We start from the raw sequence: 18,749 nt of genomic DNA on the forward strand, positions 1-18,749 counted from the left end.
TTTTCTACTAGTTATTGTCGAATTTCCTCAGGATAAGATCTGACGAACATTGCGTGATTACAATTTTAAAATAGAAAAAGAACCACCCCTGATGGGTGATTCTCCTTTTTAAAGCATGGCGCCGTCTCTGCCAAGACGATATCCGCCGATTGTGGTGTTGGCAGCCATATGTCCATCGCTATATAAATAGTACCATTTATTGCTGACTAGTACCCAGCCCGTCTTCATCGCGCCGCTGTTGTTCAAGTAATACCATTTTCCGCCAGTAGACAGCCAGCCGGTTTTCATTGAACCGGAGTTATCAAGGAAATACCATTGACCGCCATTGTACAACCAGCCGGTCTGCATATCACCACCAGGGTTGAGGAAGTACCATTTTCCTCCAGCATACAACCAGCCGGTTGTCATGTCTCCATTCGGATTCATAAAGTACCACTTGCCGCCAACGTACTGCCAGCCTGTTTTCATCACACCCGCGTTGTCGAAGTAGTACCATTTCCCTCCTGTTTGCAGCCAGCCAGTTTTAAGGGTCCAGTCTTGATTGTAATAGAACCATTTTCCGCCCCATGATTTCCAGCCTGTATTCGTAGTGAAGGTAGTGAATTCCTTAGCAATTTGGGCAATCTTGCTTGCCCATGCCTCGTCGGTCGAGTATTGATGATAGTTGGAATTAAACCGCATATTATCAAGTGTCGGCTGTTGATATGGGTCTAAAGAATTCTTCATCAAGTTGTGTCTATTCACATAGGTCAAGTTGATAAACTCTGCGCCATTAACAATTCCAGCTTTTTTTGAGGAAAAATCATAGGCATCATCAAGCGGTTTGATGTCATTGGCATTAAGCCCATAGTAATTTCTCTTACTTTTTACAATTGTCGAATCGCCCCATTTTGTTTCGAGACCGGAATGGGCTAAAAGGTAAACAGCATTTAAGCCTGTTTTGGATTGGGCCTCGATATACGCTTCACCCATCCCCGTCATAAAAGTATTTCCCCAATTTGTTTTATAGTTAATAAACTGGTTAATGGCATTCGCCGTTACATTTGCTTTTGTGTTAAGCGGAGTGAAGATGGAAATACTGTTGGTTGTTGCTCCTGTTCCAAAATCAAATGGAATCACATTGCTTCCGCCTGGAATAGTCATATACGTTTCATTTTCCAGATACCAATTGTAGATCCAGCCTTCCTTTTGTCCATCGGCCGTTTGAATTTTGTAATATTTGGTGTCGGGGGTTACATCTAAAACGAATACCTTCGTGTTACCCGGAATTTTATCAATTACGGGCTTCGTTCCATCAGAAGTGGCCCGAAGATTTCTTTCCTTTTTCACCAGCCAGGTTTGATTCTTTATATCACTGTTTAGGTATGCCCGGTGAACCCAGCCTTCCCGTCCATCTGCCATACGGATTTTAGCGGCATATTCTTGCTCACTAATAATGGTCACCACATCGTTATATGATAATTCTGCATAGCGTGTATAGTTCTGGGCTAAATGAATTTGTTGGTCAGAAAGTTCTTGGAAACTCCGATAAACTGGAAGCTTAATGGAGGTTACCTTCATGTTCGGTTGTTCAGCAGCCTCAGCATTTATTGTTGAAACACCCGTAATAATCCCAAGCAATAGTAGGAACATAGCGAAATATCGTAGTGCTTGATTTTTCAATTGATTACTCCTCTCGTAATTTGTCAGTTTTTGTATCTAGCAATCTATTATATAGATTAACATATTTTTGATTTACGCAATAGTTTTAGTGAGTGGACTTTCGACAGGGATGTCATGAAAAATATATATCTTGCACAAGTTATTTAGGGGAATTTTTGTAAAATTAAATTAGTGAAATGGAAAGGATGTGCTTTATGGCTTATAAGCCGCGGACGGAACCTGAAGAAATCGTCATTTTCAGAAGTTTACACGGCCGAATGGAGTTGTCTGAGGAAGATCGCTGGAAATATTATCGACTAAAAAAAGGCTTTGAAGGAGAAATCATGTTTGATGCTTTAACGGAAAAGCTTCAGTGTGACTGTTATATTTTAAATGACCTGCTGCTATACTTTAATGATTCGAAGTTTCAAATTGACACATTGATTGTTCAAGATACCCTTTATCTTTATGATGTGAAAAATAATGATGGTGATTACTGTTATGAAAATAATAATTTCAATTTAATGAAGACCGGAAAGACTATAACGAATCCACTTGACCAATTAAACCGATGCGAGATTCTGCTTCGCCAATTGCTCCAAAAACACGGATTCAAACTACCGATTGAATCCAAGCTGGTGTTTATTAACCCCGAGTTTACCTTATATCAAACACCCAAAAATAAACCGATTATTTATCCTACACAAATAAATGCTGAGATGAAAAAATTAAATATGTTAACGGGAAAGCTTAATACAAAGCATAAAAAACTTGCTGATCTTTTAGTCTCCCTGCACCAAGTTGAGCCACCATATTCCCGGGTTCCGTCTTATAAATACAAGGGTCTACGGAAGGGCTTCATTTGTTGTAACTGCCAATCGTTTTCGCTTTTTGTTAATGGGAGGAAACTTGTATGTGGGGATTGCGGCAGTGAGGAGACGATTGATGCAGCGGTACTAAGGAGTACGCGGGAGCTGAAGCTGCTTTTTCCGGATATAAAGATTACTACTACTTTAGTTGTGGATTGGTGTGGCGGGGTTATTACAAAAAGGTAATTAAGAGGATTCTTGTTCAAAACTTGAAAGCAACAGGTTATGGGCAATGGACCTACTATGAGTGATAGGATTATAGATTGTAAATACATCATAATTTATGAATTAGGTAACAGTAATACTGTTGGATACCTTTTTCTCGATTATTTCAGCGGAACAGGCTCCAATCGGCTCTATTGGGGACCTTTCTTTCAATCTTTTCGGCAGAACCGGCTCCAATCACCTCTATTGGATCCCTTTCTTTCAATCTTTTCAGCGGAACGGGCTCCAATCAGCCCTATTGGATACCTTTCTTTCAATCTTTTCAGCGGAACGGGCTCCAATCACCCCTATTGGATACCTTTCTCCTAATTTTTTCGGCGGAACGGGCTCCAATCGGCTCTATTGGATACCTTTCCATCAATCTTTTCAGCGGAACAGGCTCCAATAAGCTCTATTGGATACCTTTCTCCAAATTTTTTCGGTGGAACGGGCTCCAATTGGCTCTATTGGGGACCTATCTTTCAATCTTTTCGGCAGAACGGGCTCCAATCACCTCTATTGGATCCCTTTCTCCTAATTTTTTCGGCGGAACAGGCTCCAATCACCTCTATTGGATCCCTTTCTCCTAATTTTTTCGGCGGAACAGGCTCCAATAAGCTCTATTGGATCCCTTTCTATCAATCTTTTCAGCAGAACAGGCTCCAATAGGCTCTATTGGATACCTTTCTATCAATCTTTTCGGCAGAACGGGCTCCAATCAGCCCAATTGGATACCTTTCTATCAATCTTTTCAGCGGAACGGGCTCCAATCACCTCTATTGGATACCTTTCTTTCAATCTTTTCGGCAGAACGGGCTCCAATCACCTCTATTGGAGACCTTTCTTTCAATCTTTTCAGCGGAACGGGCTCCAATCACCCTGAAAAGGAAAAACCGGGCACCCAGGTGCCCGGCCTATCTTAACGACGTTCAGCCAAAAGTTTATTTACTTTTTCAAGGTCCGCAACCGAGTCGATTTCATAGCTGTCGTCCGGATGAATTTCCTGCAAATATACATTGAGGTCACGGATATGTAACTTGACAATTTCGTCCCACCAGAAATCCTTAAAGTTGCCGCTTGCAACGAGTTCTTCCAGTTTTCCAATAATGTATCTGCCGTCCTCTTCAGACCAGTAAGAAACGCCGCACAGGATGTGCTCGTGATCGCCATCGCCTACGACGATATCCGTAACGCGGTAATTATCGTCGTAGCGGATGATCCATTCCCCTTTGAAATCCGGCTTTTTAGCGCTGAAATACATCGAGGTTTGTGGTTCCTTCAATAGGAAATTGCGATGCAGATAGTTGTCGCCGTCAATTACATACGTATCGTGGAGATACTCTCTCACTAAATACATTGTGTAAATATTGTTATAGATATCGTACTTATCATTATGAACAAGGGTAACACCGTACTTCTCTTTGAGATATTCAAATTTCTCTGCTAAATATCCCGTCAAGACAATAATTTCATCTACGCCAATTTCTTGTAAATATTCAATTTGGGTCTCAAGCATTGGTTTTCCGTTTACGACAGTCAACGCTTTAGGTGTTGTTAATGTTAGAGGCCGTAATCTTGTGCCCAGTCCTGCTGCGAGTATAATTGCTCTCATTTTTCCTGTTCTCCTGCCTTTAAAATAATTGTCAGCTCCATCTTAAGCTCGGATGAGTAAATTATGCAGTTCGCTTATTTTTTAAAATATTCATCCATTTTAGTTCGTCCTGGCTTGCAACGGTGATGATCGAGCCTACTAATATCATAATACTAAAAAAGACAACCTTTGCGGTAATTGGTGTGTGTAAAATGAGAAAACTTAAGAAAATCGCCCATGCAGCGTATGAAATATTTAATGCCATTGCACGGGTAGGGCCAAGCGTGTAAATCGCTTTATAATAAAACACGTAGGAAGCCGTTCCAGATAAAGCAATGACCGCGATTAAGAACATTTCACTGCTTTTAAAGACTTCGCCGACAAGCGGGTATGCTTTAAAAATAGGTAAAATCAGAATTCCGTAAGTGACTGCGGAAACTAACTGACGAATTTGCAATGCCTGTTCTGGAGAAATTTCATCATCCTTCATCCCGTAGGCAAGAATCACACACTCCATTCCCCAGCCGAAAATACATAACAAAATGAAGCTGAAGCCAAGAATGTAGCTTGGAGACGGTTCGCCGCCAGAAAAGCCTAAAAGGAAAATGAATAAAATACTAATAAATAGCCCAATCCAGTTCTTGATGGTTAAGCGATCCTTCAAGATCACAAAAGCGAAAAAGGCGCCAATCGCCGGGTAAACAGCGGAAATTGATGCTGACAGTGATGCCCCTAAATATTTGACGGCGAGGACGTAACCGGTCATCCCAATCGGTCCGCCCAGCAATGCGCCTAATATGACAAACCGGCCGCTTCTCGTTGCAATTTTTTTAAAGGGAACTTTAAATTCCCCTCTGATTGTCATATATAGCATCATCCACAAACTCGATAACATATCATGGAAAAATGTACTAACTAATGGGGCGAGGAAAATAACCATTTCTGTCGACACAAATACAGCCTTTGATAATACCATGCCAATTAAAACCGTATCAAGCGCCCAGGTGAAACCCGACAGCATGCCGAAGTAAATCCCTTTATTTTTGAAATTCATACGTCATCTCCCTAATTAAGTCGTGGTTTAAATTCTTTCTACATCTTGTTAACAGGTCCGTTCCATAGGTGCCAAAGTCGTCACCTTTCGCTTCCTTGATGACCGTCCAAATCGTCCATAAAAAGTCTTGGAAGATTTTATTCATAATCATTCGCTGCTGGATCTCAAGCGGGATCACATCTTCCTCAAAATATAGCGTTAAAAATAGTTCTTCTTCTTCCGGTGTAAATTCACTTTCCATCGCATGCCAAGCTAGATCCCACATTGGATCGTTCATGCCGCTATATTCCCAATCAATTAAGTACAGTTTGTTTTCACCGCTTTTGACCATATTTTGCGGCAGGGCGTCATTATGGCATGGAGTCAGTTCAATATTCATTCCTTGGTATATTTCCTTCAACACCATAACCTGTCTTTTCGTTTCTTCATAATGCTCATAAGGATGGCCATTTGTTTCCTTCATCAGCCGTTCGTATTCGTCAATTCTTTCAAATACATCAAAGCGATTGGCCATTTGCAGCTTGGAGAAGTGCAGAGTTTTAAAAATTTCGGTCGTCAGCTCCATGATGTCCTGCCGTTTCGTCATTTTAGGCGTTAATGTTTCGGCCTCTTGGATTAATTCGGCAATCTTCACACCTGTTTCTTCATTAAAATAAACCAGCTCCGTATCAATACCCAAATGACTCGCAAGCGCCGCATTAAACTTTTCCTCTTTTCGATTAATCATAGATTCTGTTCCGTTACCAGGAATCCTCAGTACATATTCCTTGCCTTTAATCACCACTTTAAAATTCTTATTCGTCATCCCGCCAAAAGGCTGAATTTCGCTGATATCTTCATAGGCAAGGTCAAGGGCTTCGATTAAGTGGCTCTTAATAAAAATTTCGCGGAATTCAGCTTCCTTCCGTTTTAGCATCGGAAAGGTCTTTTCCTTGACGGTATGATAGTGCTGCCAGCTATCAATTTCTCCCCAAACAAGATTATGCATTTTTAAATAGCCAATGTTATAATGCCGGGAAATGTCCAGCAGCATGTATTCATAATGAATCAATGGATTTTTATTATTTTGCTGATACTCACTGACCATTTTTGCATAAACCTCATAGGATAGCTTGCTGACCCCAATCATTTCCCCGTCTATTCGGTTAAATTGGTGAATATCCTTAGAGATTTTATGTAGATAGCCATTTTTAATTTCGACAAAGGCCTCATCCCCGGAGCCGCTCTCATTGCTGATAAGGACACAATCTCGCTGCGGATGTGAGAGAATTTCTCTTATTGCCCGTTCTTCAATTAATATATCATCCTCAATCAATAGGAAATCCTCGGTGATCACTTCAAAGGCGGATGCCAATGATGCCATCGAACCCGTCCATTTGTATTTGGGATTGTTCACAAATGTCAAATGACTGAATTCAGGATGCTCTTGAAATGCTTCCGGCTTGTAGCCAGTGACGATCACAATCTGGTTGATGCCATTTTCCTGCAAAATATCAATGTTTCTTTTTAGCAGCGTAGTGCCGTCAATGTCCATCAGCCCTGCCGGTTTATTAAAATCGGTTCGTGAACCCCCAGCTAAAATAATCGCCTGCTTTATTTCAGTTAATGGTTCTTGATGAATATTTACCTTTTTTCCCTGATAGGCTTCAATACCGCTTTGTAAAGTATCAAGGCCTTTTTGAGTAAGGTAATAGCTGATATTCCTGCCCTTTTTCTCACTGTAAATATAGTTTCCAAATGTTAAGTCATGAATGAGATAATTCACTTTTCCAATTGAAATTCCACATATTTCAGCCATTTTCTTCTGATTTAAATGGGCATGTTTATTAATTGCTTCTAATAATTGTAATAATTGCTGTTCCATTTAGGGTGCCCCCTTCTATATGTTCAATATTTGAATGTATTTTCATTGTAACGCAGCCCAGAATATCTGTAAACAAAAAACTATTGATATTGAATAGTATTTCCTATGTAAAGGAAAAGAATAAAAGGACTGTGCACAAGCATGCACAGTCCTCGATTCGGTTCTTATTTATAAACAGAAACGTCAAAATATATGGTATAGGAACTTAACGAATCATAGATTTTTTTGATATTACTTGTCTGCTTAACCGCCCAGCCAATATCGGTTGCATATTGGTGCCAAGGAGCACTTGGGTTCCATCTCATTTTATAAAGAGTATTTTGCGGTGTTCCAGCGTTTATATAGCCTGCGCCAATAAACTCTGCACCGCCGATGATCGCTGCTTCAGGTGTAAACCAGCCTTTTTTATACGCCGTTTCGGCTCCGCATGTATCTGGACAACTGTCAAACGCCCCAATCCCATACATATTATACACCTTTACCGGCTTATCTAACTTCTTGCCATCCACCGTATCAACGATAATCCCTTGGGCCAGCTTCGATTTGCCATTTCCGGTTTCAAGTAAGGCATGCGAGATTAAATAAATTTCATTAATACTATATTTTTTGCTTGCCTGTAGGAAGGCGTCTGCCTTTCCTTCCAGAATTCCTTTTCCAGCCAATGTTTTAGCATTTAGATCCTGGGCTGTCGTTCCGGCGCCTTTGTTTAAAAGGAGAAATTGAAAATACTCCGTGCTTTTTTCGCTAAACGATTTCGGATTCAAATAATAAGATACATCTGATGATTTCGCATTCCGCCATGTCACATATTCAATTTCATACCAGGTCCCTACGGTAGCATTTATTTGTACCTTTGCCCCTGGATTCAATTTGCCATAAATAAACGAATTTGTATTCATATCCTCACGAACATTAAGCGGAGTTGTGGACGTAACGACTCCCTTTGAAGGGTCGGCAGCATCCATAGCGATATACTCACTGCTCACATAGGCCTTTGCATTTCGATACTTATCCGTTTGTGGAGATCTTGTCATTTGAATATCAAGCATTTGCTGGAAGGATATATCGTAATTGGTCGTTTTCATTACAGGACCTTCATTCAAGATACCGTTATCGAAAAAGTTATAGGTCTTGCCGCCGATGATTTGTTCACCGGTAACCATTTTTCCATTCCCTGCAAAGAAGTACCAATTGCCATCGGCCAATAACCAGCCGATCACCATGTCCCCGTTCTTGTTTAAGTAATACGTACTGCCATTATCGGTTAACCAACCCGTTTGCATTACTCCGCTTTCGTTCATGAAATACCATTTTCCATTCACATATACCCAGCCAGCGGCCATTGTCCCATCGGCGTTCAGAAAATACCATTTATTCGCATCGTACACCCAGCCGGTCTTCATCTTGCCATCTTGGGCAAAGTAATACTTTTTATCGTTTTCGGTGTACCAGCCGATTAAAGCCAAACCCTCTTGGGAAAAATAATACTTATTTGCCCCATCGATCAGCCAGCCCGTGTGCTTTTCGCCACTGGCATTAAAATACATGATGGTTTGGCCATCGCGGAATAGGCCGGTTAATGGAGCTGTACTTAAGGCACCTGATGAAGTAAAAACATAGGGTACCCCATCTATAAATTTTTGCCCGGTGACCATTGCTCCGCTTGAACTAAGATAGTATTTTCCATTACTGAGCTCAATCCAGCCGGTTTTCATCGCTCCGCTTCGATCAAGGTAATACCAGCTGTCCCCAGTTAACAGCCAGCCGGTTTTCATCGCTCCACTTGAATCAAGGAAATACCGAGTATTATTTTCCATATACCAGCCCGTTTTCATGGCCCCACTGGAATCAAGAAAATACCATTTGTTGCCGATATATTGCCAGCCCGTTTTCATGGCTCCGCTTGAGTCGAGGTAATACCAGCTTTTTCCCACTAGTACCCAGCCGGTTTTCATTACTCCGCTCGAATCTAGGTAATACCAATGATTATTGTTAAAAAGCCAGCCTGTCTTCATGACACCATTGCTATCTAAAAAGTACCATTTACCACCATATTGGGCCCAGCCCGTAACAGGCTTGCCTGCTGATGTGACATAGTACCACTGATTGTTCTGATACTTCCATGTGTAGGTTCCAGCTGCAACAGCGCCTGAAGCCGTTGAAGAGAACAGCATGGTTGCCAAGGCGAGAGCAGTGACACGTTTTTTCTTCAATCTATTTCCCCCCATGAATATAATTCTTCTCTCTATCTATTAAACTTCCTGTTAATCAAAATTGTATCTCTCTTATTCTCTCATTTTGAGACAGATTTTCAACAAAAATTTTGAAACTATGTCGAATTTAGTAATATTTACATAGTTATTAGCAGCGAAAAAGAAGACGGCCAGATTGAGCTGACCGCCTTCACATGCTTTTATTGTTAATTAATCCATGCACCATCGTTGTTCACTTTATAGCCGTCAATTGTTGTATTCACTGCGAGTTGACCAGAGCTGTATAGATAATACCACTTGCCGCCAATCTGCTTCCAGCCTGTTGCCATGTCGCCGTTTGCATGTAAATAGTACCATTGGCCCTTTAATGAAATCCAGCCTTTAGCCATTTCACCATTGGCTTTTAGATAATACCATTTGCCGCCCAATTGGACCCACCCGGTCTGCATCACGCCGCCTTTACCAAGGTAATACCATTTATTTTGGTCAAGGACCCATTGATTTTCTGCCATTGCCCCACTCTTAGTTAAGTAATACCATTTATTCTTGTCTTGTAACCAGCCTGTTTTCATTTTTTCATCTTGCGCTAAGTAATACCAGTATGAGCCAGCCTTTACCCAGCTAGTTGCTTTAACACTATTTTGATAGTAATACCATGAACCGTCTTCCAGCTTCCAGCCTGAAACGTTTCCACGGTAAATCACGACTTCCTTCACGGTTTCGTTGCCGGCAAGATCGCGCAGCATTAAGGAAATTTTGTTATCACCGCGGTTTAGAGCAACCTTTACCTCCACATTGTCATTTGCCGGTTTAAGAACATCTACCGGACCGACAATGGCCTTTTCATATTCGTGATTATCATCAACAAATAATGATAGGTAATTGAAGTTATCCTTTAGATTAAGCTTCAAGGTCACTTCTTCTTTGTTGTCAGGAACAAGCTTCGGTGCCGAGACATTGATTTGCGGCCCCGTGGAATCAACAAACACTTTGCGGGAAATCGATGACTCGCTGCCCGATTTATCCACGGCCTTGACAATTACATCGTAGAATCCATCTTTTGCAAATGTGGCTGTTGTTGAAAACTCATATATACTAGGGCCGGTATGTTTAAAGCTTGTTTCTTTTCCATTCACAGTTAATGAACTTAATCCTAAGTCCTCGATCACCGCTCCGGAAACGGGCACTTCTTTTGAATTGTAAGCGCCATATGGCATCGTTGAGAACGGATTAATGATAATCAACGGTTCTCCGTCTTCCGCCTCACCCGCAGTAGCCGTGTCACCGCCAAAGTTGTAGGCGTAATCGACTGCAATGACATCAATGATTGAACCTTCAGGTACATCGGTTAATTCATAGCTGTTTTCTTCACCGGTTGTTTCCCCGACTAACTCGCCATTGACGAAAATACCATAGGCTTGTACGCCCGATCCTTCTTCAACTGTTTCCCAGCTGACAACAGATGTTTCCTGATCAAAGCTTGCAGTTACTTCTGGAGAAGTCGTATCGACCATTATCGGTATGTCTTTTGTTTGATACCCTGCCCCTTTATAATCAATCACTGATTTTACTTGGTAGTAATACAAACCATCCTTCACCGGCTTGCCTTTTACGGTTCCATCCCAAGTACGATCATAATTATAAGAGAACGGAATTCCATACCCGTCATCAAAATAACTCTTAAAGACGTTTTTCTCTAATTTTACACGTCGGAGTAATTGTTTATTTTCATCTAAAATATTAAATTGCGCCTCTGCAGCATTCCGTAAAAATGACGGAAGGGTGTTGATATCATCATTCATCCAGTCTCCGTTTGGTGAGATTGCATAAAAACCTTTTTCAGGGACAGGCGCTGTGAACCAGTCATCTGACAACATATCATGAACAGGAACCTCTTCTGTATTTCCCTCTTCATCTTCCCAGTCAAACAGCCCTTGAAGATCATAGAAACGGGATTCTCCTAAATCTTTAAAGCCATCAAGAATGGAAGGGCGATCCCACTTGCCGTAGAAGCCGACGTATGGAATGGTTAGATCAGGGCTAAGTTCCTTTTTACCGGCAACATTCTTATCAGCATCCACTAATCTGACAAAGCCTTCCACAAACATATCTTCCTTAAGAGGAACAGTTGTTTTATGGCCATCCACATCAATGGCCGGAACCTTCGCCTTACTTAGATCGACCTTTATGGTAATATCTTGTGTTTTTCCGGCCGGAACCTTGACTGTTGCCGGTCCGTCGATGATCACGCCTTCGAGATTACCAGCAATCAAGGCATTGTAGTTCTCACCTTCACCATTTTGCTTGAGCGTGTCTGCTAAAACCTTTGTATTTACAGTATAGGTAACATCCTTCGTTGAAACGTTTTTCGCTGTAAGCGTCATTTCAAATTTTTTCGATGTAAAATCTTTTAATTCCACTTTTGCTTGACCATTGCTCTTATTTACCACATATACAGGTGTTTTCACCGCATTAAATGTCTGCATCATCCCCGCACCTTGAAGACGTGGTGAGTATGGCTGTCCGTTCGTATCATCTATCACCTTTGCGGTATTCATCAACAATGTTTTTGCCAAGCGGGTGCGCTCATTGACAGTAAGGCCTTTGAAACGCTTGTCGGCTTGCAAATATTGCTGAACAAGAGCTGATCCGCCGGCCACATGCGGTGCTGCCATCGATGTGCCGCTGTATGTGCCATATTGGTCATCATTTAAGGTGGAGAGGATATTTCCGCCTGGTGCTGTAATTTCCGGTTTCAACTCGAGACCTGGTGTCGTTCCCCATGAGCTAAACTCTGTCATTTTTCCTGAAGCCGGGTCTTCTTGTTGCTCAATTTGGTTAATCGATACGGACTGAGATCCTTCTGTCAAAGCCGCCTCAAGTGACTCGCCTTCTTTTTGGGAAAGGAGCATAAATGGAATGTCGAAGCCGCCTTGATTTTTATAGAAAGTTGATTTTCCATCATCATAGACCATTATTCCAGCTGCACCCGCTTCTGCAGCCAATAATGCTTTATCAGCAAATGATAGGTCTCCCCGCTTTACAAGGACAATCTTGCCGACAACATCGATATTCTCATAGTCTTCCGGAAAACCTAATGCACCATTTAGGCTGACAATCTGCAGATCCTCGTTCTCTGCTGGCAGAGCGCTCCAATCATCTGTTCCATATCCCACACCTGTAAAGCCGCCCACTGTGACAGAATGCTGGTACTGAATGGAAAGATTATTTGCTGCCGCAACCGAGATACCGGCTGGATTTAATCCTGGTGCTTCAACGACTCCAATATCCGGATTTTTATAAAAAGGGTTGTCCCAGCCAAAACCAATGGTGCCTGAGTTGCCGGCAGACATCGAACAGACGATACCATTATTCGTTGCTCTAGTAATCGCCACATCCTCGGCGCTGTCTTTCGAATAAAAAGAAGCAACTTCCCCAAGGCTCATATTTAATACATCGGCACCAAGCTTGATGGAATCATCAATGGCAGCAAGATAGACATCTGACCATGTTGATGGGAAAAGGATGTCATTACTGAATACCTTCATTGCCAAGACCTGAGCTTCAGGAGCTACCCCCTTCACACCGCCATCTGCTTCGTCCCCGTTCGCTGCCACGATTCCAGCCACATGCATTCCGTGCATGGCGGTATCAAATCCTTTATCAAGGATGGTGTCATTTTGGTCAAAATAGTTATAGCCATACGGCACCTTCTCGGTGAAAAACTTCCCTTTCAAGCCATCTTTACTAACAATTTCTTCCACGTCTTCTTCTGTGAGTTCTGCCGCACTGTCATCTGACAAGACAAAATCCTTGTGGGTTGGATCCACTCCGGTGTCAATGACTGCGACGACCATACCCTCACCCTTTAAACCTGCATCCGCCCAAGTTTCAGGAACTTGCACAAGTGATTTACTCGTTTTTAAATCAGGTTTTACCGGGCGCTTATATTCATTGGCTACATAAACATTTTTCACCCCTTCGACTGCTTCAAGCTTTGCCATATCACCAAATGCGATTTCACCACTGAAACCATTAAAGGCTGTTGAAAAGTGATTCTTAAGTTTGAGCTTGACACCCTTGGCTTTAATTTTCTCCTTCACCGCTGCCTGCTGTTTTCCGAGTTTTGCCGCCATTAACGTCTTTGTGCTCTCTGCCAATTCCTTGTACAGTTTTCCCTGCTCCGTTGCCAGTTCTACAGGCGTCTGTCCTTCTACCTCGACGATGACGCGGACATTGTCAGTCGCTTTGAATTTGGCTTTTAATGTCTCACTTAATTTTTTTCGCTCGTTTACTTTTAAATGCTGTTTAAATTGGTTCACCATCGACGAATAATCTTTTTTTGCCGGTGGTGTTTGTGTCGCTGCCGAAGCCGATACTGTGTAACCAAGGTTTGCCAGCATCATCGCCGAGACAAGTGCGTATGTAGTCATCTGCTTTTTCTTTTTCTTCTTCCATGACTTAAGACTCATTCCTCTGTTTTCCCCCTCTAAATATCTGACACACTTAAATTATTTCAATCTAGTAAGAGGCTTTCCATAATTGTTAGAAAAATCTAAATGCTATTTTAATTTTAGTAGTACTCTATCATCGGGTCAATGTTTTTTCACAAAAATAAGTAGATTCATTTTTTAAGATATTAACAGGTATAAAGTCACAGTTTTTTACCAGTAAAAGACGGACAGAATAATTCTGTCCGCCTCATTTACTCGTATAGGATCCTATTTAATCCATGCTCCGTCCTTGCCAAGCTTATAGCCATCAATTGTTGTATTGGCAGCCATAGCACCTGAGCTATATAGGAAATACCATTTGCCATTTACATATTTCCAGCCCGTTGCCATTGCACCGCTGTTTTCAAGGTAATACCATTTGCCGCCATCAAATAACCAGCCAGTCGCCATTGCACCGGATTTATTTAGGTAGTACCAGGTATTGCCGTCTTTCAGCCAGCCTGTGGCCATTGCGCCGGATTTATTTAGGTAGTACCACTTACCGCCAGTGTTTAGCCAGCCCGTTGCCATTTTGCCGTCTTTATTTAGGAAATACCATTTGCCGCCGTCATTGAGCCAGCCTGTTGCTTTAGTATCCTTCACATAGTAGAACCAAGCACCATTTTCAAAGCTCCAGCCGTTTTTCACTACTTTGTCTGCATCTTTACGATTGATGACAATTTCCTTCACTGTTTCATTGCCAGCAAGGTCTGTTGCTTTTAGGGTTACTTTATTTTCACCTTCCTTAAGATCCACAGTTACTTTGTAATCCTTGCTTAATGGATTTGTTGCATCCAAAGGACTTACGAAAGGCACTTCTAATTCATGATCTTCACCAACGAAGAAGTTTAAGTAATTGAAGTTATCTTCAAGTTTTACGTTAAAGGATACTTTATCAACTTTCTTATCTACTCTCTCTGGTGCATCTGTAGTGATAACTGGTTTCGTTGTATCAACAAATACCTTGCGCGCAATTGAGAATGCTTTATTTGAATGGTCAATTGCTTCAACTTGAATCGTATAAAGTCCATCTTTGACAAATGTTACAGAAGTCGAGAAGTGGAAGTTTCCATCTTCACCTTGATTGAACTCAACTTCTTTACCATTTACTTTCAACGTTTTTAAGCCGATATCATCGGAGATAAATCCTTTAACAGGAATTTCTTTTGTATTGTAAGCGCCCCATGGCTCAGGGGAATTCGGTACATATTCACCATCTGCATCTTTTGTACCATCAGTGATGACAATCAATGGATTTTCCACATCACCGATAGCTGACGTATCGTAACCGTAGTTACCAGCATAATCCCATGCCACTACTTGTACGATTGCCTTTTCTGGTGCTTCTTCCAGTACGTAAGAGGTTGTTTTACCATCAACAGCAGCAACTTGCTCACCGTTTACAAAAATCCAGTACTCTTCTGTGCCTGTTCCATCTTCAGTTGTTTCCCAAGCAACTGTTGATTTTTCTGGATCAAATGTAGACTTAACTTTTGGAGCTGTTGTATCAACATATACTGGAATTTTCTTAGACTGCCACTTAGCGCCAGCATAATCAATAACCGTTTTAATTTCGTAATAGTATAGGCCGTCTTTTACGACTTCCCCTTTAACTTTACCATCCCATAAGCGGTTTGCTTTATAAGAGAAAGCTGAACCTGAGCCGCCATCATAGGCATTTTTATAAACATCAGATTCTGCCTTCACACGCTTAAGCTGTTTGCCGTCCTTGTCCAAAATGTTGAACTGAGCTTCAGAAGCATTTCTTAGGAATGCCGGAAGAACGTTCATGTCATCAGCGTATTGATCTCCATTTGGTGATAAAGCAATAAAGTTCTTTTCAGGTACTACAGATGCGAAGTACTCATCTTGATCTGTAAGAACATCCGGCACATCAACTTTGCCGCCGCCAAGCTCATATTTCAAATCAAAGAAGCGTTCTTCACCAAGTGCTGTGAACCCATCAATATTTTGCGGTTCATCCCAGTTACCGTAAAAGCCTACATATGGAGCTGTTAAGTTTGGTGTATCTTTGTCTGCTCCCGCTAAAGTGACAGAGCCTTCAACGAAAATATTTTTTCTTAAATCTAGAAGCGTTTTATTTTCATCAGCATCTAGACCTGGAATTTTTGCGTTTGTTAAATCTACACTAACAGTAAAGTCTTTGGACTCTCCCGGAGCAACTGTTACTGTTTCAGGCGCAACAACCTTTGCACCTTCCATATCCCCTGCAATTAGCGCATTATATTCAGGAATATCATCGCCAAAGTCTTGAATTGTATCTGTTAATACATCTGTGTTGACTTTGTATTTTGCAGTTTTATCCTTTGAAATATTTTTAATCGTAAAGGTCATTTCAAATTGTTTGGATTGGAAGTCCTTTAATTCTACTTTCGCATCACCAGTGGCTTTATTGACAAAATATGCTGGTGTAGAGACAGCCGCATATGTTTGCATCATTCCAGCCCCTTGACGGCGAGGTGAGAAAGGCTGACTATTTAAATCGTCAATCGTTTTCGCTGTGTTCATTAGTAATACTTTTGCAAGATGTGTTCTTTCAGCTACAGAAAGAGTTCTGAAGCGATCATCTTTTTGCAAATATTGCTGAACAAGCGCTGAACCACCGGCAACATGTGGTGCAGCCATCGAAGTACCGCTCATAACAGTGTACTTATCATTATTAACGGTAGAATAAATATTTCCGCCAGGAGCTGTAATTTCAGGCTTTAACTCTAGGGATGGTGTTGTTCCCCATGAAGTAAAGCTTGTCATACGGCCCATTTCAGGACTTTCAGTCTTGTTTGCCCTTGCAACGTTAATAAACGTTTGTCCCTTAGCAACTTGTTCTTCTAGTGTTTTTCCTTCGGCACCTGAAATCAACAAGAATGGAACATCCCAACCACCTTGGTTATCATAAAAGAAGCCATTTGTTGCATTGTAAACAATAATCCCTGCTGCACCAGCATTAGCAGCATTAACCGTTTTATCATAGAAAGATAATGTACCGCGTGGAACTAGGACGACCTTACCTTTTACATCCACGCCTTTATAGTCTTCAGGATAGCCTAGCTTGCCGCCGATGCTGGCAAGTTCCAGTTTGCCACCGTTCGCCGCAGCCAATTTCGACCAGTCATCAATCCCTTTACCAAGGCTTATAAATCCTTCAAGTCCTTCAACCGTCACATTGTGCTCATATAAATAAGCTTCATTACCAGAAGCAGCAACGGAAATACCGTCAGGGTTTAAGCTAGGTGACCCAACAACACCGATATCAGGGTTCTTTGCATATGGATTATCCCAGCCGTCACCAATATGATTAGAGTTTCCTGCGGACATGGCGCAAACAATTCCGTTTGCAGTAGCACGTTGAATGGCAAGGTCTTCTGCGTTATTTTCTTGATAGAAAGCAGCGACGTCACCAAGACTCATATTTAGTACATCGGCACCTAGCTTGATTGAATCATCAATCGCAGCAAGATAGATATCGGACCAAGTCGATGGATAAATAGGGTCATTACTGAATACCTTCATTCCAAGTACTTGCGCTTCGGGAGCAACCCCTTTAATGCCGCCGTTTGCTTCGTCACCGTTCGCTGCAACAGTTCCAGCAACGTGCATACCGTGCATACTTGCACCAGGTCCTAAGTCAAGGATGATATCGTTTTGATCATAGTAGTTATAACCGAAAGGAACCTTATCAGTATAGAATTTCCCTTTCATGCCATTTTCGGAAACAGTTTTTGCTACTTCCTCTTTTGTTAAACCTTCTTTAGATTTATCTGTTAATGTAAAGTCGCGGTGAGATGGGTCGACACCAGTATCGATAACCGCTACTACCATACCTTCGCCTTTATAGCCTGTTTTCTCCCAAGTTGTGCGGGATTCAACGAACTGATGGCTCGTTTTCATATTTGGTTTCACTTCAGGACGTTTATATTCATTTGCTAAATAAACAGCTTTAACACCCGAAATGGATTCAATTTTGTCAAGATCGCCGTAAGCTATCTCGCCGCTGAAGCCATTGAAAGCGGTTGTAAATTTCTGTTTGTAATTAATGTTTACACCTTTAGATTTGATTTTATCTTTAACAGATTTCTGCTGGCCTTCGGCTTTTGCTTCCAATGAAGACTTCTTATCTTCAGACAGCTCTTTGTATAATTTACCCTGTTTCGTTGCATACTCAACAGGAGTTTGACCGTCAACCTCTACAATGACACGAACTTTGTCTGTTGCTTTAAGATCTGCTCTTAGGTTTTTAGCTGCAGCTTGAGATTTAAAAGATTCTCGAACCTGCTGTTGCTTTAATTGTTTAATTTTTGCTTCTAGGTCTCCCGGCTTATAGGCTGCAGAAGCTGGTGAAACAAAACCAAGGTTTGATAATACTAGAGCTGAAGCCAATGCGTATGTAGCAATTTTGCGTTTCTGATTGCGGTTCTTTTTACTCATTTACTAATTTCCCCCTTTTTTATTAGTAAAAATAATAGAAAGATGTTCTTGTATACTCAAATTTATGCATTAATGTGAAAAATCGGAATATACAAATATAATATTATCCCTTTTTCATAGCGAGGGTCAATAAAATATTCGGAAAGCGAAGAAAAAGTTTTCGCAATATTCGACAAAAGTCTATCAAACTATTGTCATAGACCGAATTCCAGTATTACCAGTTCAAAGAAAATTGTCATTTCAAATAAAATTTATATGCAAAAAGAAACCTTTATATCCATTCTTGTCATAATAATGCCGGTAAATAGATCCTCCCTTTTGTGAAAATTATCGAAATAACCACAATTTAGCTTATTTCTGTATACTTTTTGCTG

At 41.3% G+C, this 18,749-nt stretch carries 8 protein-coding genes; 1 reads left to right on the forward strand and 7 read right to left on the reverse strand.

Features of this window, described 5'->3' with window-relative positions:
* Positions 1-108: 108 nt before the first annotated feature.
* Positions 109-1,662: a glucosaminidase domain-containing protein gene (locus tag FAY30_RS27960; RefSeq protein WP_149871655.1), complete on the reverse strand. Its 1,554-nt coding sequence runs from the start codon at positions 1,660-1,662 to the stop codon at positions 109-111.
* 194 nt (positions 1,663-1,856) lie between these two features.
* Between FAY30_RS27960 and FAY30_RS20795 the strand changes: the two genes are divergently transcribed.
* Positions 1,857-2,696, forward strand: coding sequence for a nuclease-related domain-containing protein (locus FAY30_RS20795; RefSeq protein WP_223820811.1), 840 nt, complete (start codon positions 1,857-1,859; stop codon positions 2,694-2,696).
* Between the two features lie 937 nt (positions 2,697-3,633).
* On the opposite strand, the gene FAY30_RS20800 is transcribed toward FAY30_RS20795, so the two are convergent.
* From FAY30_RS20800 to FAY30_RS27970, 6 genes are all read right to left on the reverse strand, one after another.
* On the reverse strand, positions 3,634-4,326 hold the full coding sequence (locus FAY30_RS20800; RefSeq protein ID WP_149871656.1) for an NTP transferase domain-containing protein: 693 nt from the start codon (positions 4,324-4,326) through the stop codon (positions 3,634-3,636).
* Positions 4,327-4,387: 61 nt separating this feature from the next.
* Positions 4,388-5,359 carry a DMT family transporter gene (locus FAY30_RS20805; protein ID WP_149871657.1) on the reverse strand — a complete coding sequence of 324 codons (972 nt, stop codon included), beginning with the start codon at positions 5,357-5,359 and terminating at the stop codon, positions 4,388-4,390.
* Positions 5,343-7,223, reverse strand: coding sequence for an NTP transferase domain-containing protein (locus FAY30_RS20810; protein ID WP_149871658.1), 1,881 nt, complete (start codon positions 7,221-7,223; stop codon positions 5,343-5,345). Before FAY30_RS20810 ends, FAY30_RS20805 begins: the two co-directional genes overlap by 17 nt.
* 164 nt (positions 7,224-7,387) lie before the next feature.
* Positions 7,388-9,436 carry a glucosaminidase domain-containing protein gene (locus FAY30_RS20815; protein ID WP_190284708.1) on the reverse strand — a complete coding sequence of 683 codons (2,049 nt, stop codon included), beginning with the start codon at positions 9,434-9,436 and terminating at the stop codon, positions 7,388-7,390.
* Between the two features lie 206 nt (positions 9,437-9,642).
* The gene (locus FAY30_RS27965) at positions 9,643-13,908 is read right to left on the reverse strand and encodes a S8 family serine peptidase (RefSeq protein WP_149871660.1); all 4,266 of its coding nucleotides are present in this window, start codon (positions 13,906-13,908) and stop codon (positions 9,643-9,645) included.
* A gap of 249 nt (positions 13,909-14,157) precedes the next feature.
* Complete coding sequence (locus FAY30_RS27970) at positions 14,158-18,375, reverse strand: S8 family serine peptidase (RefSeq protein WP_149871661.1); 4,218 nt, start codon at positions 18,373-18,375, stop codon at positions 14,158-14,160.
* Positions 18,376-18,749 lie beyond the last annotated feature (374 nt).

The sequence above is a fragment of the Bacillus sp. S3 genome (assembly GCF_005154805.1).
In the GTDB taxonomy this organism is placed as follows: domain Bacteria; phylum Bacillota; class Bacilli; order Bacillales; family Cytobacillaceae; genus Neobacillus.

Excerpts from the sequence above, each read along its gene's own strand:
- FAY30_RS20795 (WP_223820811.1), top strand. The coding sequence starts at position 1,857 with ATGGCTTATAAGCCGCGGACGGAACCTGAAGAAATCGTCATTTTCAGA.
- FAY30_RS20800 (WP_149871656.1), bottom strand. The coding sequence starts at position 4,326 with ATGAGAGCAATTATACTCGCAGCAGGACTGGGCACAAGATTACGGCCT.
- FAY30_RS20805 (WP_149871657.1), bottom strand. The coding sequence starts at position 5,359 with ATGAATTTCAAAAATAAAGGGATTTACTTCGGCATGCTGTCGGGTTTC.
- FAY30_RS20810 (WP_149871658.1), bottom strand. The coding sequence starts at position 7,223 with ATGGAACAGCAATTATTACAATTATTAGAAGCAATTAATAAACATGCC.
- FAY30_RS27965 (WP_149871660.1), bottom strand. The coding sequence starts at position 13,908 with ATGAGTCTTAAGTCATGGAAGAAGAAAAAGAAAAAGCAGATGACTACA.
- FAY30_RS27970 (WP_149871661.1), bottom strand. The coding sequence starts at position 18,375 with ATGAGTAAAAAGAACCGCAATCAGAAACGCAAAATTGCTACATACGCA.